The following is a 22,269-nucleotide window of genomic DNA, read 5'->3' as shown; positions in this document are numbered from 1 at the left end:
GTGGATCGCTCATCGTTGCCTCCTCGTGCCGGTCATCCATCGATGGTAGCGCATCACGCGAAGCGGTTATCGCCGCATCAACGGTGCCCGGCAACCTGCTGGCGCCTGGCGAGCACACGCGCATACCACGTTAGCGGGAAGCACATCGCGAAGTAGAGCACCGCGACCATCCCGTACACCTCGAACGGCTTGAACACCGCGTTGGTGATCATCGTGCCGGTCTTCGTCAGCTCGACGAAGCCGATGATCGACGTGAGCGCGGTGCTCTTCACGACCTGCACGAGAAAGCCGACCGTCGGTGCGATCGCGATCTTCGCTGCCTGCGGCCACACGATGTAGCGCAACTGTTGCGCGAAGCCCATGCCGAGACTCGCGCCGGCGGCCCACTGGCCGCGCGGCACGGCCTCGACGCAGCCGCGCCAGATGTCGGCGAGATAGGCGCTCGTGTAGAGCGTCAGCGACACGGCCGCGGCGGTCCACGGCGAGACGTCGATGCCCACGAGCGGCAGGCCGAAGAACGCGAGAAAGAGCTGCATCAAGAGCGGCGTACCCTGGAACAGCTCGACGTACAGCACGACGACGCGCCGCAGCCACGGTAACGGCGACACGCGCATCGCGAGCAGTCCAATGCCGGCGATGCCGCCGCCGACGAATGCGATCGCCGACAGCAGCAGCGTCCAGCGCGCGGCGAGCAGCAGGTTGCGGGCGATGTCCCATGCGGTGAACTCGATCATCACGGACGTTCCACGCTGACCGAACGCGCACTGCGCGGTGTGAGACCCAACCACGCGCGCAAACCCGTGCGGCGGGTGCTCGCGGCGCGCGCCGGCACACGGCCCGCGAACAGCCGGCGGCCAAGCCGCGCGAGCAGCTGGCGCAGCACGATCGCGAGCAGCAGATACGCGGCGGTCACGATCAGGCAGGTTTCGAACGAGCGGAAATTGCGCGACTCGATATAGCTTGCCGCGTAAGTGAGATCGGGCACCGAGATCTGCGACACGACCGCCGAGCCCAGCATCACGATCAGCACCTGGCCGACGAGCGCCGGGAACACGTTGGCGAGCGCCTGCGGCAGCACGACGTGGCGGAACACGTGGCGCGGATGCAGGCCGAGCGCGTGCGCGGCCTGCAACTGGCCGCGCGGTACCGCCTCGATGCCGGCGCGGATGATTTCGGTTGCGTACGCGCCGAGGTTGACCGTCATCGCGAGGATCGCAGCCTCGACTTCGGTGATTCGCACGCCGATGCCCGGCAGCCCGAAGAACACGAAGAACAGCTGCACGAGAAAGGGCGTATTGCGGATCAGCTCCACGTACGACGAAACGAGCGCGCGCGCCCAGCGTGGCCCCGAGCGGCCGACGGCCGCGCCCGCGATGCCGACGAAACTGCCGAGCACCGTCGATACGGCAGTGAGCGCAACGGTCACGCCGGCGCCGCGCGCGAGCATGCCGGCATAGTCGCCGAAGCCGGAGAAATCGAATGCGTAGGTCATGTTGTGACTGGAATGGGGTGCGCGTGGTCCAGCGCGGTGCTTTAGCAACTTCCGGTCCAATCGGCTTCCGCTGCGGGAACGCAGGGCGCCAGGTGACGGGTGTGACGGCGGTAAACCATCGTCCCAACAAGGGAAAGTGGCGGCGGCGCCGATGTTCTTTCAGCCTTCGTGAAAGTCGAAAGCAGCCCGCCAGAAGCCGCTAACTCACGCCCATTCCTGGTGCAAGCCGGACACCGCACTACCGCCCAAGGTGCGCGACCGTCCCATCGCGAGCCATGCGTCGCGCTCATGCAAAGAGCGCCGTCTGCCATCGCCCTGTTATTTTGGATCGCGTATGCTCGCCTCAAGATTCGCCATCGGCCGGCGTCGTCGCGTCCGGGCGACCCGGATTCGAGCGATGCCCGCGTCATGCGTTTTCCAGATACCGGACCCGTGCCATGCGACGTCTTCCTCCACTCAACGCGCTGCAGATCTTCGAGACGGTCGCGCGCCATCGCAGCTTCACGCGCGCGGCGGAGCATCTGTGTCTGACCCAGGGCGCGGTCAGCCGGCAGATCCTGTCGCTCGAAGACTATTACCGCTTTCCGCTCTTCAAGCGCCACGCGAAGGGCCTGACGCTGACCGCCGAGGGCGAACTGCTGCTGCCCGCGGTACGCGAGAGCTTCGGACGCATCGAAGAGGTGTCGCTGCGGCTCACGCGACAGCGCACCGACCTCGCGCTGAAGGTGCCCACCTGCGTGATGCGCTGGATGCTGCCGAAAGTGATGCAGTTCCAGGCCGATCATCCGGACCTGCACGTGCAGATGACCACGACGTGGCAGCACGACGTCGACTTCCACGTCGAGCCGTTCGACGCGGCGATCGTCTATGGTTCGTCGCCGGGGCATGACGTCGAGGCGATCGAGCTGTTCGAGGAGCGCCTGACGCCCGTCTGCGCGCCGGAGCTCGCGCAGTCGCGGCCGCTCGCATCGATCGACGATCTCGCGCAGCACACGCTGCTGCATCCCACGCGCGATCATCGCGACTGGCGCAACTGGCTCGACCACGTGGGCGCGGGCCACGTCGACGCGGAGCAGGGGCCGAGCTTCGATACGCTTGACCTCGCGACCAACGCGGCGCTACAGGGCTTTGGCGTGGCGATCAGCGATCTCGAGCTGATCGACGAAGACGTGGCGTCGAAGCGGCTCGTGAGGCCGTTCGACGCGGTGCTGAAGACCGGCGCGCGCTACTACTTCGTGTATCCGGAAAGCGTCGCGCATCAGCAGAAGGTGCATCTGTTCCGCGAATGGCTCGAAGCGCGCTAGCGGTTGGCTAATTGCGTCCAGTCAACCCGGCGTGAACGACAGGAACAGATAGGCCGCGAACAGCGACAGATGCACGGCGCCCTGCAGGATCGTCGTGCGGCCGGTGCTGAGCGTGAGCGTGCCGATCATCAGCGTGAGCACGAGCAGCACGGTGTCGCGTCCGTCTATGCCGAGCGCGAGCGGACCGCCCGTCCACAGGAACACGGCCGCGACGGTCGGAATGGTGAGCCCGATGCTCGCAAGCGCGGAGCCGAGCGCGAGATTCAAACTGGTCTGCAGCCGGTCCGCGCGCGCCGCGCGCACCGCCGCGAGTCCTTCCGGCAGCAGCACGAGCCCCGCGATCACGATACCCACCACCGCATCCGGCGCGCCGGCCCGATGCACCGCATCCTCGACGACGGGCGACAGCATCTTCGCGAGCAGCACGACCGCGACCAGACACACCAGCAGCAAGACCGCGGCGAGCAGCGTGGCGCGCGCGGACGGCGGCGCGGCGTGCGCGCCATCGCTATCGGCCGCCAGGAAGTAGTCGCGGTGGCGCACGGTCTGCACGAACACGAACACGCCGTACAGCACCAGCGACGACACGCCCGCGAACGCGAGCTGCGAAGGCGACAGCATCGGCCCGAGCTCGCGGCTCGTGTAGTTCGGCATCACGAGCGTCAGCACCGACAGCGACGCGAGCACCGCGAGCGCGGCACTCGCGCCGCGGATCTGGAAGTCCTGCTCGCGATGGCGCAGACCGCCGACCAGCAGACACAATCCGACGATGCCGTTGCAGACGATCATCACCGCGGCGAATACCGTATCGCGCGCGAGCCCCGATTTCTCCGGGCCCGCGCCGAGCATCACCGACACGATCAGCGCGACTTCGATGATCGTCACCGCGACGGCGAGCACCAGCGTGCCGAACGGCTCGCCCACGCGATGCGCGACGACTTCCGCGTGATGCACGGCGGAGAACACGGCGCCCGCGAGCGCAACGCCGACCAGCGCGATGACGAACGGATTGCCGGGCACGAACTTCGACAGCGCGAGGATCACCCACGCGGCGGGCGGCGTCCAGAGAGTCCAGCGGGGCAGGGCGTGCGAAGTCGAGACCATCCGGCGATTCCTGTTGAATACGTGTTGTGCAGGCAGACTGCGCGATTTCCGTGGTGCAATGAAGCAGGCGCGTACGCTGACGTGCATGCATGTCGTGCAGCGCGCAGCATCGAAGGCCGACGCCAATATTAGAATAATTTGACCGTGTGTCGATCCTGTCGGCGCTCGAATGATGTTGCAACGCGTTTCACCCCGTTCATCCAGAGGAGACACACGACGTGATCCGTAGCGAGGAAACCCTCAACCTGCTGCTCGACAGCATTCGCCGGTTCGTCCGCGAGCGTCTCGTGCCGAACGAAGATACTGTCGCGGAAAACGACCAGATTCCCGCTGCGCTGCTGCAGGAGATGAAGGACCTTGGCCTGTTCGGCATGTGTCTGCCGGAAGAATACGGCGGACTCGGTCTCACGATGGAAGAGGAAGTGCTGGCCGCGTTCGAACTCGGGCAGACGTCGCCCGCATTCCGTTCGGCGATCGGCAGCAACAACGGCATCGGTTCGACCGGCATCGTGATCGACGGGACGTCCGCGCAGAAGGAGCAGTATCTGCCGCGGCTGGCCTCCGGCGAACTGATCGGCTCGTTCTGCCTGACCGAGCCCGAGGCCGGTTCCGATGCAGCGTCGCTGCGCACCACCGCGATTCGCGACGGCGATCACTACGTGCTGAACGGCACGAAGCGCTTCATCACGAACGCGCCGGAGGCGGGCCTCTTCACCGTGATGGCGCGCACCGATCCGGCGGGCAAGGGCGCCGATGCGATCTCGGCGTTCGTCGTCGAAGCGGGGACGCCGGGGCTGTCGTTGGGCAAGATCGATCGCAAGATGGGCCAGAAGGGCGCGCATACCTGCGACGTGATGTTCGACCAGTGCCGCGTGCCGGCCGCGAATCTGATCGGAGAGCGGGAAGGCGTGGGCTTCAAGACCGCGATGAAGGTGCTCGACAAAGGGCGGCTGCATATCGCCGCGGTCGCGACCGGCGCCGCCGAACGGATGCTGGCCGATGCGCTGCGCTATGCGACCGAGCGGCGGCAGTTCGGCCAGCCGATCGTCGAGTTCGAGCTCGTGCAGGCCATGCTCGCCGACAGCCGCGCGGAGATTTATGCGGCGCGCTGCATGATCGTCGATGCGGCGCGGCGGCGCGACGCGGGCGAACGTGTGACGCTTGAGGCTTCATGCGCGAAGATGTTCGCCACCGAGATGTGCGGGCGGGTTGCGGACCGCGCGGTGCAGATCTTCGGCGGCGCGGGGTATATGGCCGAATACGGCATCGAGCGGTTCTATCGCGACGTGCGTCTGTTCCGCATCTACGAAGGCACGACGCAGATCCAGCAGATCGTGATCGCGCGCGAGATGCGGCGGCGTTTCGAAGGTTGAGGCCGACGCGCGAGGTCAGACGAAAAGCCGCCCTTCGTTGCGAAGGGCGGCGCGGCAGCACAGCGGGACGAAAGGCGTGCGCGAGTCGTTCGCGAGTCGTTCGTTACTGACCGCCACCTTTCTCGCGTATGGTCAGTGAATTCTTCAGCGACGACACGCCGGATACACCCTGCGCAATCGTTCCGGCCTTGTCGCTTTGCGCCTGCTCGGGCACCGTGCCTTCGAGGACGACCGCGCCATGATTCGCGCGGATCTTGATGTTGCTGGTGTCGATGGACTTGTCTTTCGACAGTGCGCGTCGCACGTCGCGCGACAGCTTGCGGTTGGCCGCGCGGTCCGCCTTCTTCATCGACGTGGGGCTGGTGGCCGTGCCGGTATCGGTGGCGGACGTGTCGCTGCTTTGCGCGTACGCGTTCAGCGATGCGGCGACGATCAGCGCGCCGCTGACGAGCGTAAGTACTCTGAATGCCTTCATTTGACGTTTCTCCAGTTGTTGTGACACACGGTACCGCTTTGATGGTCAACCGTACCCGACGAACGGGCGGTTGCGACTGCGAAGACTCGTGGTGACTTCTGAAAAGTACGCTTAACCTGATTTCACTCAGATGAAGGATGGCGGCGCTTCGATCCGCGTCAAGGTTCCGCCGACATCGCGCTCCTGTCAAATCGCCGATACCGCATACATGACCCCACGTTCAACGCCTGCTACGCAATCCGACTTCGTCGCGCTGTCGCGCGAAGACCTGCCGGTGGACCCGACCGCGATGGCCCGTTATCTGGTCGGCAAGGTGCTGGTTCACGACCTGCCGGAAGGACGCGTGAGCGGCCGCATCGTCGAAATGGAAGCCTACCCGCTCGGCGATTCGACGAGTCATGCGTTTCGCGGGCGACGTGCGGACAATGGCTCGATGTTTCTCGCGCCGGGGCATGCGTACGTGAAGCTCACGTATGGCGTCTCGTACATGCTCAACATCTCCGCGGAAGCGGAGGGTGTCGGCGCTGGGGTGTTGATCCGCGCGCTGGAGCCGTTGGAAGGCATCGAGATCATGCGTGCGCGCAGACCGCGCTCGACACCGCGCGATCTCGCGCGCGGCCCCGGGCGCCTCACGCTTGCGCTGGGTATCGGCCCGCCGCACGACGGCGTCGATCTATGCGCAGGCCGCGGCTTGTGGCTCGCATCGCTGGCGGCCGAAGTGAATGGCACGCTTGCGCCGACGCGCGTGGGCATCACGACGCGCATCGGCCTCACGCGCGAAACGCATCGCCTGCTGCGCTTTTATGCGGCCGGCAGCCCATTCGTCAGCGGTCCTCGACATCTGCTATCGGCCTGATATGCAGCGCCGATCGGCGCACGTTGGCAACGACATGACAGCCCTGCCATCTGCAGCGGCAATCCGTTCCGACCGCGATATCCACTTCGCAACGTCAAGGCAACTATTACAGAAAGCTCTGTAAAGTTCGATCGAGCCGTGCACCACCACGGATATTCTTGTCGGAATAGCAATGAAGTTTCTTCGAATTAGGGGTTTTCCCTTGCTCCGGTGCTCACTAGACTGAAGCCAATCGCTTTTCACCAGACGTGTCAAGCGACGTCAAAAACAAGTTCTGGAGGTAAGCACCATGAAGACGCTGATCAAGGCAGTTGCCATCGCCGCTATTCTCGCCGCACCGGTCGCATCGTTCGCCCAGCAATCGAACGATCCGGTGACGCGCGCCCAGGTCCGTCAGGATCTTCAACAGGTCGAAGCCGCGGGCTACAACCCGGCCGCGAGCAACGACTCGACCTATCCGGCCGACATCCAGTCCGCCGAAGCCCGCGTCGCCACGCAGAACGGCGAAGCGCAGGCACAGAATCCGGTCGCCAACACCGGTTACGGCGGCACGGTGAATGGTTCGTCGCAGTCGGGCGGTACGACCGTGCAGCCGGCGGGCACGAAGCCCGTGTATTTCGGCCAGTAAATGAACGGGTAGTTTTGCAGGCATGAATGCACGACGGTCGCACCGTGAAGCCGCGGTGCGACCGTCGTCATGTGAACCCTCGCTGTCGCGCCGCCGTCGCGCGAATCACCAGCACGCGCAGGACCTCCGCCGCGCTTCGAGCGGCTTCGCCCAACCCGTCGAGGCTTGGGCTTTTTTTGCGGAACGACGCGCGTCAGGCCGCTTCCGGCCGTTCTCCGGTGATGTAGTGTTCGAGCTGCTGGATCGTGAACTGCTGCTCGGCAATGATGTTCTTCACCAGGTCGCCGATCGACACCATGCCGACCAGCCGGTCGTTATCGATCACCGGCAGGTGACGCATGCGGCGCTCGGTCATCAACGCCATGCATTCGTCGGTCGTCTGGTCGAGACGCACGAAGCGCACCGCGCTGCTCATGATGTCGCGTACCGGCGTGCCCTTCGATGAACGCTCCATCAGCACCACTTTTCGCGCATAGTCGCGCTCGGTGACGATGCCGGCGATACGGTCGCCGTCGGTCACGACGAGCGCGCCGATCTGCTTTTCCGCCATCAGCTTGATTGCGTTGTAGACCGAATCATCGGCGGTGATCGTAAAGACCGGCGTGTCCGGCTTCGATTTGAGGACCTGTGCGACGCTTGTCATGAGTCGGCTCCATTGTCACTGCTTGCCCGGAACCCGCGATGCCGCAAACCAGGTGCCAACGCCACGTTGCAGCGCTACGCGGGTACAGCGCGGTCGCGGCGCGGAACGTGATGCGGCACAGGTAGGGCGCGGGCGTGGCATGGGTGCGGCATACCGCCGTTCAAAGGGTGGTATCGGTCCAGTATAGGCGTCGCGGGCGTGTCGCGGCGAGCGAAGTCCGTGCGGGATGCCCCGTATTGCGCGGGCCGTCCGATGCGGGTTGGCGATTAGCGGTACACTCCTGAACCGTACTCATCCCGGCCGCGCGCCGGTTCATGTTCGCATCACAGTTCAACGCCATGCATACGCCTCACGTTCCATCGCCCACCGAAACCGTTCGCGATGGCGAATGCGTCGTTCTCGACGCGGTCGCTACGCTGCCCACGCGCTACGGCGTGTTCAAGTCCTACGTGTTCCGGGTGGTCGATGGCGATGCCGAGCACGTTGCGCTCGTGATGGGCGACGTGGCGAGCGGCAAGTCCGTGCTGACGCGTCTGCATTCCGAGTGTCTGACGGGCGACGTGCTCGGTTCGTATCGCTGCGACTGCGGTGAGCAGCTCGATCTCGCGCTGCGCTACATCGCCGCCGAAGGCTGCGGCGTGCTGCTGTATCTGCGTGGTCACGAAGGGCGCGGTATCGGTCTCAGCAACAAGATCCGCGCGTATGCGCTGCAGGAGCAGGGGCTCGATACGGTCGAGGCCAATCTCGAACTCGGCCTGCCAGACGACGCGCGCGAATACGATTCAGCTGCCGGCATCCTGCGCACGCTCGGCGTCACGTCGGTGCGCCTGATGAGCAACAACCCGGAGAAGTTCGATACGCTCGTCAAGCACGGTATTCCGGTGTGCGAGCGGGTCGCGCTCGCAATCCCCACGCGCGAGGAAAACGAGCGGTATATCCGCACGAAGCAGATCAAGTTCGGGCATTACTTCGAAGAGAACGAGTAGGGCGCGAATCTGGCGTTGCGCCATCGTTCTGCCGTGGTCCGCGGCCTGGTGCGTAAAAATTGCCAGCCACGTCCGTGCGCCCGCACACCAACACCACAGTATGACCCCCTAGTGACAAGCCCCAATTCCCGCACAGTCAATGCCGGCGCATGCTTGCGCCCAATACCGGATTGACACGGGTACGGGGTAAAAAGTGCTGACTGCATTTCTGATCGCATCGCCGATCGCTATTGCCGCACTGGTCGCGTTTGCATGGTTCGTCGACCCAGTGAGCGGCCATTTCCGCCGGCGCTGAAGCTGAAACTCAAGCTGAAGCGTTCTACGCACACTCGCTGCCGATGCGTCCCACGTGACGCCATCCACGCCAGTGCCTCAGGCGCGCCGCACCGCGCGGCACGCCATCCGGTCTCCGCTGCCCATCCGTTTGAACGTTTGCGCGCAATGCGTTTCAGCGTGCTGCCGCGAGCAATGCAGGCGCGAGCGCGCCGAATGCCTGTGCGATAGTCGTCGTGCCGAATGCGCGGCTGCCCGCATCGGGCTCGACATCGATGCGCCCCAGGTTCTGCGCGTCGTACAGATCGACGATCAACTGTGCGTGCGGCTGCGAAAGTCCCGCGCGCTGCAGCGTCGCGAGCCATTGGTCGCGCGGCAGCGCGAATGCGGCGACATCGCGCGCCAGCGCCGTGGCGAACGCGCTCGCGATATCGTTTGCGCTTACGCGCTGCGGACCTTCGATGCTCACGATGTCCACCCGTCGTTCCGCTTCGTTCAACGTCGCCGCGGCCGCGCCATGCTCGAGCAGTAACCGGCCCGCCAGGGCGCCGACGTCCTGCGCGGCGACGGTCGGAAACGGCCGCGTCAGCGGATGATGCAGGCTCGGCAGATTTCCGGTGGCGAGCGCCGCCGGCACCACACGCGCCCAGTTGTGCGTGTGCTCGGCCGAGCGCAGCAGGATCAGATGCGTGTCGATTGCGCGAAAGCGCTGCTCGAGCGTGTGGAAGAGACCCGTAATCCCGGTGCCGTCCTGTAGTTCCGCGCCGTAGTCCGACAGCGCGAGCAGCAGCTTCGGCGGATTCGCCTGCAATGCAACGGCGGCGGCGTCGATCCCGCGCTCCATCGTCACCGCGGGATCGCGGTCGCCGTGCGGCACCGGACACAGCATCTGCACGGCGTCGGCGCCTTCGATCGCGCGCGCGATGTCCCGCGCTTCCAGCAGATTGGCGGCGACCACTTCGCAGCCGAGCGCCTCGAACTCGCCGCGCTGCCGTTCGTCATGCAGCACCGCGCGCACCGGCTGCCGGGCGTCGCGCAATGCGGCGATCGTTGCGCGTCCGACGCGGCCCGTTGCTCCGAAAATCACGTACATGGTTTGCCTCGCTTCAGAAAAAGGTCGAGGCCATCGTAGCGGCCGGTCAGGCGCGCGTCGCGCAGCGTCGGATGAAGGCGAGCAGATCCGGATGACGTGTTGCGCGCGTCGCTCGCGCGCGGGAAAGGGCCCTATGCGGCGCGATCGGCAGCGCACCGCGACGTCATGCACAATGGTGCGTTATTCGACGTATCGCGAGGTCTCGCATGCAATCGATCGTATCCGGCTCCACCATCGCGCCGATCCCGTTCAGCGCCGCGCGCGCGAGCCTGCGTTCGAGCGCCGGGCTCGGATGGGATGGCTTCGGTGCGGAGCTGATCGGCATCAGCGCGGGCGTGCATCGCGTGCCCGCCGTCGATCATCATCGCATCGGTGTGCATGTGGGCGCGCCGGTCCGGGCGAATTGCCTGTGCAACGGCCGCCGGCTCGCGCGTCTGCAGTCGCACGGCGATGCCGATGTGATTCCCGCGGGTCTCGATGGCGAGTGGGCGGATGACGGCGACTGCACGGTGCTGCGCATCTGGCTCGCGAACGAGTTCGTCGAGCGCACCGTCGGACAGCTCGACCTGAAGCCGTCGCGCGCGCAGATCAGGCCGCAGCTTCAGCTGCGCGACAAGCGCCTCGAACATCTGGCCTGGGCGCTGCGCGCGGAACTGGAATCCGACAGCGCGTCGGACCCGCTGTATGCGGAGAGCCTGTGCACGGCGATCGTCGTGCGGCTGATCGACGCGAGTCCGAAGGAGGAAAAGCGCCGTCGCGTGCTGATGCCGAAAGCGGCCGCGCGTGTCATCGACTACATCGAAAGTCATCTCGATACGCCGTTGACGCTCGCGGAACTCGCGGCGCTCGTCGGACTGAGCGTGCCGCATTTCAAGGTGCTGTTTCGCGAGACCGTGGGCATGCCGGTGCATCGGTATGTGGTGGGCCGACGTGTGGAACGCGCGTGCGCGCTGCTGCGCGACGGTCGGTTCAGCGCGGCGCAGGTCGCGCTCGAAACGGGCTTCGCGCACCAGAGCCATCTCGCGTACTGGACGCGAAGGCTGGTCGGCGTGACGCCGCGCGAGATTGCCGCGGCGTCTTCCACATCGGCTCAGATGAACGCTGACCGCGGCTCCGTCACGCCTTGACGCGGGCGGACGCCGGATCGTACGGCGCCTTCAGATGCGGCGTGACCGGCAGCAGTTCGCCCGCGAGATCGATCGCGTAGCGTGCGTTCTGCAGCCACGCGGCATCCACCGCGCCATCGTCGCGACGATTCACGTAACCCAGCGCGACCGGACAGCCGAGCGTATGTCCGAATGCCGCCGACGTCACCGAGCCGACCGGCACGCCGTCGCGCAGGATCGCTTCGCCACCCCACAGCATGCGATCGCGTGCGCCATCCACGGTGAGCGACACGAGGCGACGGCGCAGCGGCGCGTCGCGTAGCGCGAGCAACGCGTCGCGGCCGCGGAACGGTATGCCCTTGTCGAGCTTGCATGCGAACGCGAGACCCGCCTCGAACGGATTGACGTCGGGCGACAGCTCGCGACCCCATGCGCGGTAGCCTTTCTCGATGCGCAGCGAATCCACCGCGTAATAGCCCGCGTTGACCAGGCCGAAGCCGAGCCCGAAGCGTTCGCCCGCCGCGCGCAGCGTCTCGTAGACGCCCACCGCGAATTCCGTCGGCACGTACAGTTCCCAGCCGAGTTCGCCGACGTACGTGATACGCGTCGCGCGCACGGTCGCGTAGCCGAGATCGACTTCGCGGCTTTGCCCGAACGGGAACGCGGCAGGGCTCCAGTCGGCCTTCGATACGCTCTGCAGCAATTCGCGCGAACGTGGGCCCATCACGGCGAGCACCGCGTACTGGCTCGTCACGTCGACCAGCACGCAGTGGCTGTCGGCCGGAATGAGCCGCTCGATCGTGTCGAAGTCGCGCGTGGCCTGCGCGGTGCCCGTGACGATCAGATACTGGTCGTGCGCGAGACGCGTGACGGTGAAGTCGGACTCGTAACCGCCGCGCTCGTTGAGCAGGCCGGTGTAGACGGTGGTGCCGGGCGCCACCGCGACGTCGTTCGCGACGAGCGCCTGCAGCACCGCTTCGGCGTCGCGTCCCTTGACGAGAAACTTCGCGAACGATGTCATGTCGATCAGCGCCACCGCTTCGCGGCACGCGCGATGCTCGGCGCCGCTCCACGGCAGCCAGTTCTGCTGGCCGAACGCATACTCGATGCGCGCGTCGTGCTTCGATGGCGCGAAGAAATTCGCACGCTCCCAGCCCATCTTGCTGCCGAAGCACGCGCCGTCTTCCGCGAGCAGCGCGTACAGCGGCGAGCGGCGGAACGGCCGCGCGGTGTCGAGCTCGCGGTTCGGCCACGGCATCGCGTAATGCAGGCCGAGCGTTTCCTTCACGCGGTCGTGCAGCCACGTGTCGTTGCCGTTGAAGCGCGCGAAGCGGCGGATATCGACCGGCCACAGGTCCGTCGTCGGCGCGCCGTTGACGATCCACTCGGCGAGCGCCATGCCCGCGCCGCCCGCCGACGCGATCCCCATCGAGTTGAACCCCGCGCCGATGAAGAAACGCCGCAGCTCGGGCGCTTCTCCGAGCATGAAGTTGTTGTCGGGCGTGAACGATTCGGGGCCGTTGTAGAACTGCCGGATCTGCGCGGTTTCGAGTGCCGGCACGCGCTGCAGCGCGTTTTCCATCAGGATTTCGAACTGATCCCAGTCGTCGGGCAGCAACTGGAATTCGAAGTTGTCCGGAATGCCGTGCATGCCCCACGGTTTCGCGTCGGGCTCGAAACCGCCCATCACGAGACCGCCCACTTCTTCCTTGAAGTAGATGAAGCCGTCCGGGTCGCGCATCACCGGCAGGTCCGGATGCACACCCGCGATGGGTTCGGTCACGACGTAGTAGTGCTCGGCCGAATGCAGCGGCACCGTGACGCCGCACAGCCGGCCGATCGCCTTCGCCCATTGCCCCGCGCAGTTCACGACGATTTCCGCGTGCAGCGTGCCGGTCTCGCCGTCCTTGCTCTGCCATGACACGCCCGTGACGGCGCGCCCGGCGGCGGATTCGTCCGTATGGATCGCGGTGATGCGCGTGTTCTCGACGATGCGCGCGCCGCGCAGCCGCGCGCCGCGCGCGAGCGACTGCGTGAGATCGGTCGGATTCGCCTTGCCGTCGCCGGGCAGCCAGACGGCGCCGAGCAGGTCGTCGGTGCGCATCACGGGCCACAGCTCGCCGGCCTCGCGCGGCCCGATCACGTCGCAGGCCACGCCGTAGGCCCGCGCGACGGCCGCAGTGCGCTCCAGCTGCGTCATCCGTTCGGCGGTCCGCGCAACCGACAGCGAGCCACACTGCTTCCAGCCCGTCGCGAGGCCGGTTTCGGCTTCGAGTTCCGTGTAAAGCTTCGTCGAGTAGCGGATCAGCTTCGTCATGCTTTCCTGCGCGCGCAACTGGCCGACGAGGCCGGCGGCGTGCCACGTGGTGCCGCACGACAGTTGCCCCTGTTCGAGCAGCACGACGTCGGTCCAGCCGAGCTTCGTCAGATGCCATGCGACCGAGCAGCCGACGATGCCGCCACCGATGATGACGACGCGTGCGTGTTGGGGAATGGGAGTAGGCATGGGGCGGGTCGGAGTGTGTCCGGGAGTCGTTCGTCCGGTGATGGAGTTTGCCAACAAACGCCACAAATTGCAACATACGACGGTTGCGCAATGAGGGGGCGATCGCGCGGTTCACCGTCGGCTGCACATCGCAAAACCGATAACCCGGCTTTAGAACCGATTTAATTGAATCCTGAAAATAGTCGGGTTTTCGCTTTAAATCGACGTTTTAATCGTCAGATTGAACGATAAACGCGGCAGTAAACAGCGTAAACGCGACATGTAAAGCGCATCTGACAATCTTTAAACGATTTAATTGCGAAGCCTTCTTATACTGGCGGACAGTCGGGACCCATTGCACCGGGTCCTGGCCCCGAATCGGATGGGCGCGTGTGGACGCGGGGAGCGACAGGAGCCACACGATTGTCACGCGCGAGCGGGATGTTCTTTTCGAGGCCTGGAGTCATCCGATGGCGTGCGCGGCACGCCTGAACGGCAGTCAGGTGCGGCGCGCGACAGGCGGCCGACCATGCGTCATCCGGCAGCGGACGTCGCGCTGCATCCACCCGCGCAAGAGCGGGAACACGAGCAGGACCAAAGCGGGAACCACGACGCATCCGGCCGGCATGGAGGTTCGTAAGCCTGTGAAAGGCGGACGGACGGCGCCAGCGGCCAGCCTGATGACGGATCAGTGACGAGAGCAAGGGCCAACGACGCTCGCCAGCAGCGCGGCCGCGCATTTCGATGCGTGCGCAACGCGGCCGCAGGCGGGTGGAAGACATTCGAGGCGGATGGCGTTTTCGATTAAGATGATTTTTCCCGACCGCGGCAACCGGTAGTCCGATGCAGTAAATGGCGGTCGTGCGCCGTATTTTTGAGATAGCCCGGAGCCGCTTGAGCAAGTGGCGGAAACCAGCGGGCATCCCGCCAGGCGGCGCGGTCGGATCGTCGAAAACGACGCAATGGGCAGGGCGGGACCTGGCAGTACGCGACGTCGCGGCGCGGGAAGTTCGCCGTTTGCGTCGTGACACGCACTCCACCCGAAGTACGCGGGGCCATCCAGAAGCGAACAACGAAGTTGCATGGCGGGGTGCTATGAGAATTGCAGTTCTGGATGACGATCAGGCTCAGGCCGACTTTGTCTGTCAGACGCTGGCTACGGCGGGGCATGTGTGCCATGCGTTCGCGGAAGGTCGCGAACTGGTGCGGCAGCTGCGGCGGCAGACCTTCGATCTGCTGGTGCTCGACTGGAACGTGCCCGACATGTCCGGCGACGAAGTCTTGCGCTGGGTGCGCCAGAGTCTCTCCGAGCGGCTGCCGGTGCTGTTCATGACGAGCCGCAGCCACGAAACCGACATCACGTCGATGCTCAACACCGGCGCGGACGACTACGTCGTCAAGCCGGTGCCCGCGGGCGTGCTGCTCGCGCGCGTCGGCTCGCTGCTCAGGCGCGCGTATGCGCTGCGCCCGTCGGCGGTGAAAGAGGTGTTCGGCGAGTTCGAGTTCGACGTGAGCGCGAAGCAGGTCGTCGCGCGCGGCGAGCAGGTGACGCTGACGCTGAAGGAGTTCGAGCTCGCGCTGCTGCTGTTCCAGCACCTGAGCCGGCCGCTGTCGCGCGCGCACATTCTCGACGTGATCTGGAAGCAGCAGAACGAAATCCCGTCACGCACGATGGACACCCACGTGTCGATGTTGCGCTCGAAGCTTGGCCTGCGTCCGGAGCGGGGCTACCGGCTTACGCCGATCTACGGATACGGCTACCGGCTCGAGCGGGTGGATAAAGGCGAGCTGTAGCACGGCTCGCGCCGTGGCACGGCCGGCAGCGGTCGCCGTGCGGTCCCTCAGCGCACCAGAACCATGAATACGAAATCGAAGCGCACGCAGCGCGTGTTGCACTCCGCGATGCCGTGCGTCGCAGTCCTCGGGGCACTGGCCATCGTAAGCGGCGAGGCTCGCGCGCAGTCCGGCGCGCACGCCGAACACCATGCCGCACGTCACGCGCCATCGGCCACCGTCCGCTACGTCACGCGCGCGGGCGACACCCTCTATGATCTCGCCGACCGCTATCTCGCCGACGCCCGTGACTGGGCGTTGCTCGCGCGCGTCAATCGCATCGCCGAGCCGCGCGCGCTCCGGCCCGGCACGGTGCTGCGTCTGCCGGTCGCGGCGCTGAAGCAGGAGCGCCAGGTGGCGCGTGTGGTCGCGACGAGCGGCGTCGCCGAGCACGCGTTTCGCGCGGAGCCGTTCGCGCCGGTGACGGTGGATATGGCGCTCGTCGAAGGCGACCGGGTGCGGACCGGCGCGAACGGTTTCGTGTCGCTGGAGCTGGCGGACGGTTCGCACGTGTCGCTGCCGCAGAACTCGGAGATCGAGATCGGCACGCTCCGGCGCACGGCGATCGTCGGTTCGACCGACCGCGTGATCCGGCTGAAGCAGGGCGAAGTGGACAGCGAGGTCACGCCGGCGAAGAAGCAGGACGACCGCTTCCAGATCCGTTCGCCGTCGGTGGTGGCGGGCGTGCGCGGCACGCGTTTTCGCGTCGACTACGACGGCAGCCAGCAGCAGACCGCGGTGGAAGTGCTCGATGGCGCGGTGGGCGTGGACAAGGACACGATGGACCGGCAGGCCCCCGCGCGTGGCGTGCCGCTCGGCGCTTCGGCGCAGCTCGTGCGCGCGAAGTTCGGCAACGTGACGCACGCGGGCGGCAGCGTCGGCGCGCCGGTCGAACTGCTGCCGGCGCCCGCGCTCAACCATCCAGCAAAGATCCAGGACGCGGACGACGTCGCGTTCGACCTCACGTCGACCGATGCGCGAGCGCTCGCATGGCGCGTGCAGATCGCGCGCGACGCCGGCATCCTCGACCTGATCCGCGACACCCAGGTGACCAGTCCGCACGCGTCGTTCGGTGCGCTTGCGGACGGCACCTACTTCGTGCGCATCTCGGCGATCGATGCGAACGGCCTCGAAGGCATCCCGCAGACCTATGCGTTCGAGCGCCGGAAGATGGGGCTCGACGCATCGGCCGCGCCGGTCGGCGAACGTCACGCGTATGCATTCCGCTGGTTCGTCACGCGCTCGAATCCCGACACGCGCTTTCGCTTCGTGCTCGCGAGCACGCCCGATCTGGCGAACCCGCTCGTCGATCGCACGGACCTGAGCGGCGGTCAGCTGACCGTGTCCGATCTGCCGCGCGGCGTATATTACTGGACCGTGATCGCCGAGCAGTTCGAGCACGGCCGCTTCTACGCGAAAAGCAGCGCGGTCCGCTCCTTTACGCTGGCGTACTGAATGGCCTGCCGAGGGCGCGTGCCCCAGCCGGCGAACGACGAACGCGTGATGAACCCATTCGATGAGCACTGATCCACGCGCCTTTCCGGGCCGCTCCGTCGACCGGCGACGCTTCGTCGGCGAATGGTGCGTGGTCGCGTGCTTCGGTATCGCGCTGATTCTGTGGAGCGCGGCGGGCGGCCTCACCACGGGCCTGAACCGCCTCGTCTACGACGCGTTGCTGACGCTGCGCACGGTGCCGGTGTCGCGCGACATCGTGATCGTCGAGATCGACAACGCGAGCATCGCGGCGCTCGGCCGCTGGCCCTGGTCGCGCGCCGTGCACGCGCGTTTTCTCGAACAGCTGCAGCGCGCGCAGCCAGCCGCGATCGTCTACGACGTGCTGTTCACCGAACCCTCGGCGGACGATGCGCTGCTCGCGGATGCGCTGACGGGGAAGCCGGTCTATCTGCCGGTGCTGCTGGCGCCCGCGGACAATCACGGCGCGCGCAGCGTCGTCGAACCGGTCGCGCCGCTCGCGACACGCGCCGCCGGCCTCGGTCATATCAACCTCGAAGTGGACGGCGACGGTATCGTGCGCAGCATCGCGATGTTCGAAGGCGACGCGCGCTGGCCGCATATCGTGGTGCCGGTGTGGCGCGCGGCCGAACGCGGCGCGCTGCGTCTCGCGCATCCGCCCGATCCCGCCGGGCAGCGTGTGCCGGGCGGCGGCGACGAAGGGCGCTTCCTGATTCCGTTCAGTCCGCAGTCCGATGCGTACGCGCGCGTGTCGTTCGCGAGCGTGCTCGCGGGCGACGTGCCCGCATCGACGCTGCGCAACCGCATCGTGCTGGTCGGCGTGACCGCATCGGGTCTCTACGATCGGTTCGCGACGCCGGTGTCCGGCCGGCTCGGCCCGCTGCCCGGTGTCGATATCCACGCGAACGTGCTCGATGCGCTGTTGACCGGCCGCGAGATCGAGCCGCTGCGCGCGTGGCCCGTCGCGGCGCTCTCGCTGCTGCCGCTCGCGGTGCTGCTCGCCGGTTTTCTCGTGCTGTCGCCGCGCCGTTCGCTCTTGCTGACGCTCGGTCTCGCCGCGCTCGCGTTTGGCTGCAGCGCGCTGCTGCTGTACGGCGCGCGGCTGTGGATGTCGCCGGTGCCGGCAATCGTCGGGCTGATCGCCGTGTATCCGCTGTGGAACTGGCGCCGCCTCGAAATGACGATGTCGTATCTGCGCAAGGAACTCCAACGGCTCGCCGACGAACCTTATCTGCTGCCCGAAGCGCCGCGCGCACGCCACGAGTTCGGCGGCGATGTGCTGGAGCAGCACATGGCGCTGATGGCGCAGGCCGCGCAGCGCGTGCAGGACATGAAGCGCTTCGTGTGGGACAGTCTCGACAGCATGCCCGAGCCGATCCTCGTCAGCGATCTGAACGGGATCGTGCTGATCGCGAACCACGCGGCGAAAGCGCATTTCACGCGGCTGGGCGCGCCGATGCCGGAAGGCCGGCGCATGCGCGACGCGTTCGGCGAGCTGACCTTCATCAAGACGATCGACGTCGACGCGGAGGTCGAGACGCTCGTGCGCACGCACTGGCCGACGGTGCTCGATCCGGTGCGCAGCGAATTCGCCGCGGCGATGGATACCGGCATCGAAGTGCGCGACAGCAGCGGCCGCGACCATCTGCTGCGCTACGCGCGCTGCACCAATGCGGAAGGCGAGGCGAGCGGCTGGATCGCGGGTCTCGTCGAGGTGAGCGCGCTGCACGCGGCCGAGCGGACCCGCGAGGACGCATTGCGGCTGCTGTCGCACGACATGCGCTCGCCGCAGGCGTCGATTCTCGCGCTCGTCGAGATCGAGCGTGCGCTGATCGATTCGCGCGCGGCACAGGGCAGCGGCACGATCGAGCCTGCGCAGGTGCGCGATCTGCTCGAACGCATCGAGCGCTACGCGCAGCGTTCGCTGACGCTCGCCGACGATTTCGTGCAGCTCGCGCGCGCCGAGTCGCAGGCGTACGCGCTCGAACCTGTCAATTTCGCGGATCTGATGATCGATGCGAGCGACGAGGTGTGGCCGCAGGCGCACGCGAAGCAGATCCAGCTCGATGCGCAGCTCGACGACACCGGCGCGTTCTGGATCCACGCGGACCGCTCGCTGATGACGCGCGCACTCGTGAACCTGCTGAACAACGCAGTCAAATACAGCCCGACCGGCACGCGCATCGCCTGTACGATGGGCGCGCGCGACGGCGTGCCGGAACGGGTTGCTTGCACGATTCTCGACCAGGGCTACGGGATGTCGGCCGAGCAGCAGGCGCGGATGTTCGAGCCGTTCCGCCGTTTCCATGCGAGCGAGCATCCGGCCATCGACGGTATCGGGCTCGGCATGGCCTTCGTGCGAACGGTCGTGTTGCGACACGGCGGCGAAGTTGAAGTGGCGAGCGAACCGGGCGTGGGCACGGCCGTGACGATCGCGCTGCCGGTGGCGGAGGAACCGGCGACCGGTTGGTGAGTTTGCACGCGCAGGCGGGAAGAACGAAGAAAAACGAAGCGAGGGAGTACGAAGCAATGAAAATTGGACCGGTTCAATACGCTGTACTCGCGGTAGCGTTGTTGTGCCTCGGCGGCTGTGCGGGGATCGAGGCGGACGTGCATGCGTCGGGCGTTGCAGGGGTGGCCACGACGACTGTCGCCGCGGGCACTGCGGTGAAGCTGCCCGGCGCGCAGACGTATCGCGTTGCGCGCATGCCTTCCCAGGAAGGAGCGGTGGATCACCCGCAGTATGAAGCGCTGCTACGCGATCAGCTTGCAGGCTACGGCCTCGTCGACGACGAATCGGATACGGCGCACTACGTGCTGTCGATCGCGTATGCGACCCGGCCCACGACGGTCAATGTGCATACCGGCGATTGCAGCGCGCCCGAGTCAGCCAGCGCTGCCGATACCGGATGCGGCGCGCAGGCATCGCCGGGAGCAGCGTGGTTCGGGCGACAGACATACCGGCATGCGCTGTCGCTGCGCTTCTTCGATCGCGCGACAGGCGCGGAGGTCTACAAGGTCAGCGCGATGCTTGATGACCGCGATGCCGATCCGGCGCACGCGTTGCCGGGTCTCGTGAAAAGCGCGCTCGCGAAGTTTCCGTTTGAAAGCGCAGGACAATGGCGCGTGAAGCTGCGTGTCGACGACGACACGCATACGCCGGCGGTGGTGTCAGTCATGCCGGTTACGCCGGCTATGCAGCGCTAGTCACTCGCGTGGCTTCAAAGGCCACGCGTTGTCGAACACGCATTCCTGCAAAGGCAAACGCGTCGCCCAGCGCTCGGTCTCCAGCATCGGTTCGGGATAGAACGCGGCCACGTGCCCGAGGCACAGGATCGCGACCGGCTTCGCGCCCGGCGGCATGCGCAATAGCGTTCTCACTTCGTCGATGTCGAACAGCGACACCCAGCCCATGCCGAGCCCTTCGGCGCGCGCCGCGAGCCACATGTTCTGGATCGCGCACGCCACCGACGCAAGATCCATCTCCGGCAGCGTGCGGCGCCCGAACACATGACGTTCGCGCCCATCCATCAGCGCGACGACCAGCAGCTCGCCGCACTCGCGCATGCCTTCCACCTTCAGCTTCATGAACTCGTCGCGGCGTTGGCCGAGCGCGTCGGCGGTACGCTGCCGTTCACGTTCGACCCCTGCATGCAGCGCGTCGCGCAGCGCGGGGTCGGTGATCCGCACGATCCGCCACGGCTGCATGTAGCCGACGCTCGGCGCGTGATGCGCGGCGTCGAGCAGACGTTGCAGCACGGCTGCATCGACCGGATCGCGTACGAAGTGACGCATGTCGCGCCGTTCGTGGATCGCGCGATAGACCGCCGCGCGCTCGGCGTCGTCAAAAGGTGTCGTCATGAAAGAGCGCCGCGGCGAACGCGGGATTCGATGGCCAGTAGCCGTGCATATAGGTCGCGACGATCGCCCCCTCGCGATAGAGCGCTTCGCCAGGCACGTCGGTGTGTGGATTGGTCGCGCGGATCAGCGGCGCGAGCGGCGTCGCGATCTTCGAGTAGTGGAACGTGTGGCCGCGCAACGGGCCGTGCGCGCCGTCGAGCTGCTGCATGCCGAGCGCGGTGAAGCGCGGCTGCATCGCGGCCTCTCCGGGGATCAGACCGAGCATCGCGCTCGTTGCGCCGTCGCGCGTCGTCAGGCGTTCGAGCAGGTACAGCATGCCGCCGCATTCCGCGACGATGCGTTTGCCCGCTGCCGCGTGCGCGCGGATCGATGCGGCCGTGCGTGCGGCGGCCGTGAGCGTTGCAACGTGCAGCTCGGGGTAGCCGCCCGGCAGATAGAGCGCATCGGCATCGGCGGGCGCGGGCTCGTTGGCGAGCGGCGAGAACATCGTGACGCGCGCGCCGAGTGCCGTGAGCAGCGCGAGATTCGCGGGGTAGATGAACGAGAACGCGGCATCGCGAGCGACCGCGATGTGCATGCCTTCAAGCAATGTCGGCACCGCTGCGGGTTCTTCGTGAGCGAATTCGACCGCGGGCGGCAGCGCGGCGAGCGCGGTCTGTGCAAGTGCATCGGCCGCACGGTCGAGGCGCGCGTCGAGCCCGGCGATCTCGTCGGCCTGATGCAACCCGAGATGCCGCTCCGGCAATTCGATTTCGCTCGATGCGCCTACGTGACCCAGCCAGCCGATCTCGGCGGGCAGCACTTCGGCGAGCATCTGCGCATGGCGCGGCGAGCCGACGCGATTCGCGAGCACGCCATGAAACGGCACCTCGGGCCGAAAGCGGGCAAGACCGAACGCGACCGCGCCGAAGGTCTGCGCCATCGCCTTCGCGTTGATCACCGCGGCAACCGGTACGTTGAACGCCGTGGCGAGATCGGCGCTGCTCGGCGTGCCGTCGAAGAGACCCATCACGCCTTCGATCAGGATCAGGTCCGCGCTTGCCGCGGCCTGCGCGAGCAATGCACGGCACGCGGCTTCACCAACCATCCACAGGTCCAGCGATTCGACGGGCGCGCCGCTCGCGTGCGCGAGAATCATCGGGTCGAGAAAATCCGGGCCGGTCTTGAACACGCGCACGCGCCGGCCCGCGCGCCGATGCAGCCGCGCGAGGCCCGCGGTGATCGTGGTCTTGCCCTGACCCGACGCGGGCGCGCTGATGAAGAGCGCCGGACACGCGGGCACGC

At 66.6% G+C, this 22,269-nt stretch carries 19 protein-coding genes; 10 read left to right on the top strand and 9 right to left on the bottom strand.

Annotation, left to right across the window (positions count from 1 at the left end; translation table 11 throughout):
- Window positions 1-77 precede the first annotated feature (77 nt).
- Together DVS29_RS09405 and DVS29_RS09400 are read right to left on the bottom strand one after the other, a co-directional pair.
- Window positions 78-734 (bottom strand): amino acid ABC transporter permease, encoded by a 657-nt coding sequence (locus DVS29_RS09405; protein WP_118180184.1) that lies wholly within the window; start codon window positions 732-734, stop codon window positions 78-80.
- The gene (locus tag DVS29_RS09400; protein WP_118180183.1) at window positions 734-1,492 is read right to left on the bottom strand and encodes an amino acid ABC transporter permease; all 759 of its coding nucleotides are present in this window, start codon (window positions 1,490-1,492) and stop codon (window positions 734-736) included. Before DVS29_RS09400 ends, DVS29_RS09405 begins: the two co-directional genes overlap by 1 nt.
- 437 nt (window positions 1,493-1,929) lie before the next feature.
- On the opposite strand from DVS29_RS09400, the gene DVS29_RS09395 reads away from it, so the two are divergent.
- Window positions 1,930-2,796 carry a LysR substrate-binding domain-containing protein gene (locus tag DVS29_RS09395; RefSeq protein WP_118180182.1) on the top strand — a complete coding sequence of 289 codons (867 nt, stop codon included), beginning with the start codon at window positions 1,930-1,932 and terminating at the stop codon, window positions 2,794-2,796.
- A gap of 21 nt (window positions 2,797-2,817) precedes the next feature.
- Here the strand turns inward: DVS29_RS09395 and DVS29_RS09390 are convergent, their stop codons facing one another.
- A complete protein-coding gene (locus tag DVS29_RS09390; RefSeq protein WP_118180181.1) occupies window positions 2,818-3,900 on the bottom strand; it encodes a calcium:cation antiporter in 1,083 nt (360 codons plus the stop codon).
- A 218-nt stretch (window positions 3,901-4,118) separates the two neighbouring features.
- Here DVS29_RS09390 and DVS29_RS09385 point away from each other — a divergent pair, with 218 nt between their 5' ends.
- The gene (locus DVS29_RS09385) at window positions 4,119-5,273 is read left to right on the top strand and encodes an acyl-CoA dehydrogenase family protein (RefSeq protein ID WP_118180180.1); all 1,155 of its coding nucleotides are present in this window, start codon (window positions 4,119-4,121) and stop codon (window positions 5,271-5,273) included.
- Window positions 5,274-5,376: 103 nt separating this feature from the next.
- Here DVS29_RS09385 and DVS29_RS09380 read toward each other — a convergent pair whose 3' ends face one another.
- Window positions 5,377-5,748 carry a BON domain-containing protein gene (locus DVS29_RS09380; RefSeq protein WP_118180179.1) on the bottom strand — a complete coding sequence of 124 codons (372 nt, stop codon included), beginning with the start codon at window positions 5,746-5,748 and terminating at the stop codon, window positions 5,377-5,379.
- 208 nt (window positions 5,749-5,956) lie between these two features.
- Here DVS29_RS09380 and DVS29_RS09375 point away from each other — a divergent pair, with 208 nt between their 5' ends.
- Together DVS29_RS09375 and DVS29_RS09370 are read left to right on the top strand one after the other, a co-directional pair.
- On the top strand, window positions 5,957-6,604 hold the full coding sequence (locus DVS29_RS09375) for a DNA-3-methyladenine glycosylase (protein ID WP_118180355.1): 648 nt from the start codon (window positions 5,957-5,959) through the stop codon (window positions 6,602-6,604).
- Between the two features lie 289 nt (window positions 6,605-6,893).
- On the top strand, window positions 6,894-7,232 hold the full coding sequence (locus tag DVS29_RS09370) for a DUF4148 domain-containing protein (protein WP_118180178.1): 339 nt from the start codon (window positions 6,894-6,896) through the stop codon (window positions 7,230-7,232).
- A 193-nt stretch (window positions 7,233-7,425) separates the two neighbouring features.
- Here the strand turns inward: DVS29_RS09370 and DVS29_RS09365 are convergent, their stop codons facing one another.
- Entirely contained in the window at window positions 7,426-7,875 is a 450-nt protein-coding gene (locus tag DVS29_RS09365) for a CBS domain-containing protein (RefSeq protein ID WP_118180177.1), read from the bottom strand.
- Between the two features lie 338 nt (window positions 7,876-8,213).
- Between DVS29_RS09365 and ribA the strand changes: the two genes are divergently transcribed.
- A complete protein-coding gene (gene ribA / locus DVS29_RS09360; RefSeq protein WP_118180354.1) occupies window positions 8,214-8,861 on the top strand; it encodes a GTP cyclohydrolase II in 648 nt (215 codons plus the stop codon).
- 448 nt (window positions 8,862-9,309) lie between these two features.
- Here ribA and DVS29_RS09355 read toward each other — a convergent pair whose 3' ends face one another.
- Window positions 9,310-10,227 (bottom strand): NAD(P)H-binding protein, encoded by a 918-nt coding sequence (locus DVS29_RS09355; RefSeq protein ID WP_118180176.1) that lies wholly within the window; start codon window positions 10,225-10,227, stop codon window positions 9,310-9,312.
- A gap of 206 nt (window positions 10,228-10,433) precedes the next feature.
- On the opposite strand from DVS29_RS09355, the gene DVS29_RS09350 reads away from it, so the two are divergent.
- A complete protein-coding gene (locus DVS29_RS09350; protein ID WP_118180175.1) occupies window positions 10,434-11,354 on the top strand; it encodes an AraC family transcriptional regulator in 921 nt (306 codons plus the stop codon).
- Here the strand turns inward: DVS29_RS09350 and DVS29_RS09345 are convergent.
- Window positions 11,344-13,839 carry a GcvT family protein gene (locus tag DVS29_RS09345; protein ID WP_118180174.1) on the bottom strand — a complete coding sequence of 832 codons (2,496 nt, stop codon included), beginning with the start codon at window positions 13,837-13,839 and terminating at the stop codon, window positions 11,344-11,346. The two genes, DVS29_RS09350 and DVS29_RS09345, sit on opposite strands and share 11 nt — an antisense overlap.
- A gap of 1,074 nt (window positions 13,840-14,913) precedes the next feature.
- Between DVS29_RS09345 and DVS29_RS09340 the strand changes: the two genes are divergently transcribed.
- The 4 genes from DVS29_RS09340 to DVS29_RS09325 all read left to right on the top strand — a co-directional run bounded on the left by DVS29_RS09340 (window position 14,914) and on the right by DVS29_RS09325 (window position 20,331).
- Complete coding sequence (locus DVS29_RS09340) at window positions 14,914-15,612, top strand: response regulator transcription factor (protein WP_118180173.1); 699 nt, start codon at window positions 14,914-14,916, stop codon at window positions 15,610-15,612.
- Between the two features lie 63 nt (window positions 15,613-15,675).
- Complete coding sequence (locus DVS29_RS09335; RefSeq protein WP_205962421.1) at window positions 15,676-17,106, top strand: FecR family protein; 1,431 nt, start codon at window positions 15,676-15,678, stop codon at window positions 17,104-17,106.
- 61 nt (window positions 17,107-17,167) lie between these two features.
- Window positions 17,168-19,597 carry a CHASE2 domain-containing protein gene (locus DVS29_RS09330; RefSeq protein ID WP_118180172.1) on the top strand — a complete coding sequence of 810 codons (2,430 nt, stop codon included), beginning with the start codon at window positions 17,168-17,170 and terminating at the stop codon, window positions 19,595-19,597.
- Between the two features lie 56 nt (window positions 19,598-19,653).
- Window positions 19,654-20,331 (top strand): DUF4136 domain-containing protein, encoded by a 678-nt coding sequence (locus DVS29_RS09325; RefSeq protein WP_118180171.1) that lies wholly within the window; start codon window positions 19,654-19,656, stop codon window positions 20,329-20,331.
- Here DVS29_RS09325 and bluB read toward each other — a convergent pair whose 3' ends face one another.
- Together bluB and DVS29_RS09315 are read right to left on the bottom strand one after the other, a co-directional pair.
- Window positions 20,332-20,985, bottom strand: coding sequence for a 5,6-dimethylbenzimidazole synthase (gene bluB / locus DVS29_RS09320; protein WP_118180170.1), 654 nt, complete (start codon window positions 20,983-20,985; stop codon window positions 20,332-20,334).
- Window positions 20,969-22,267: a cobyrinic acid a,c-diamide synthase CobB gene (locus DVS29_RS09315; protein ID WP_118180169.1), complete on the bottom strand. Its 1,299-nt coding sequence runs from the start codon at window positions 22,265-22,267 to the stop codon at window positions 20,969-20,971. Before DVS29_RS09315 ends, bluB begins: the two co-directional genes overlap by 17 nt.
- Window positions 22,268-22,269: the final 2 nt, after the last annotated feature.

Origin of the sequence: Paraburkholderia phosphatilytica, assembly GCF_003443895.1 — a bacterium.
Lineage (GTDB): Bacteria > Pseudomonadota > Gammaproteobacteria > Burkholderiales > Burkholderiaceae > Paraburkholderia > Paraburkholderia phosphatilytica.
The sequence above is the reverse complement of the archived record's forward strand: the minus strand, read 5'-3'. Positions and strand labels throughout refer to the sequence as shown.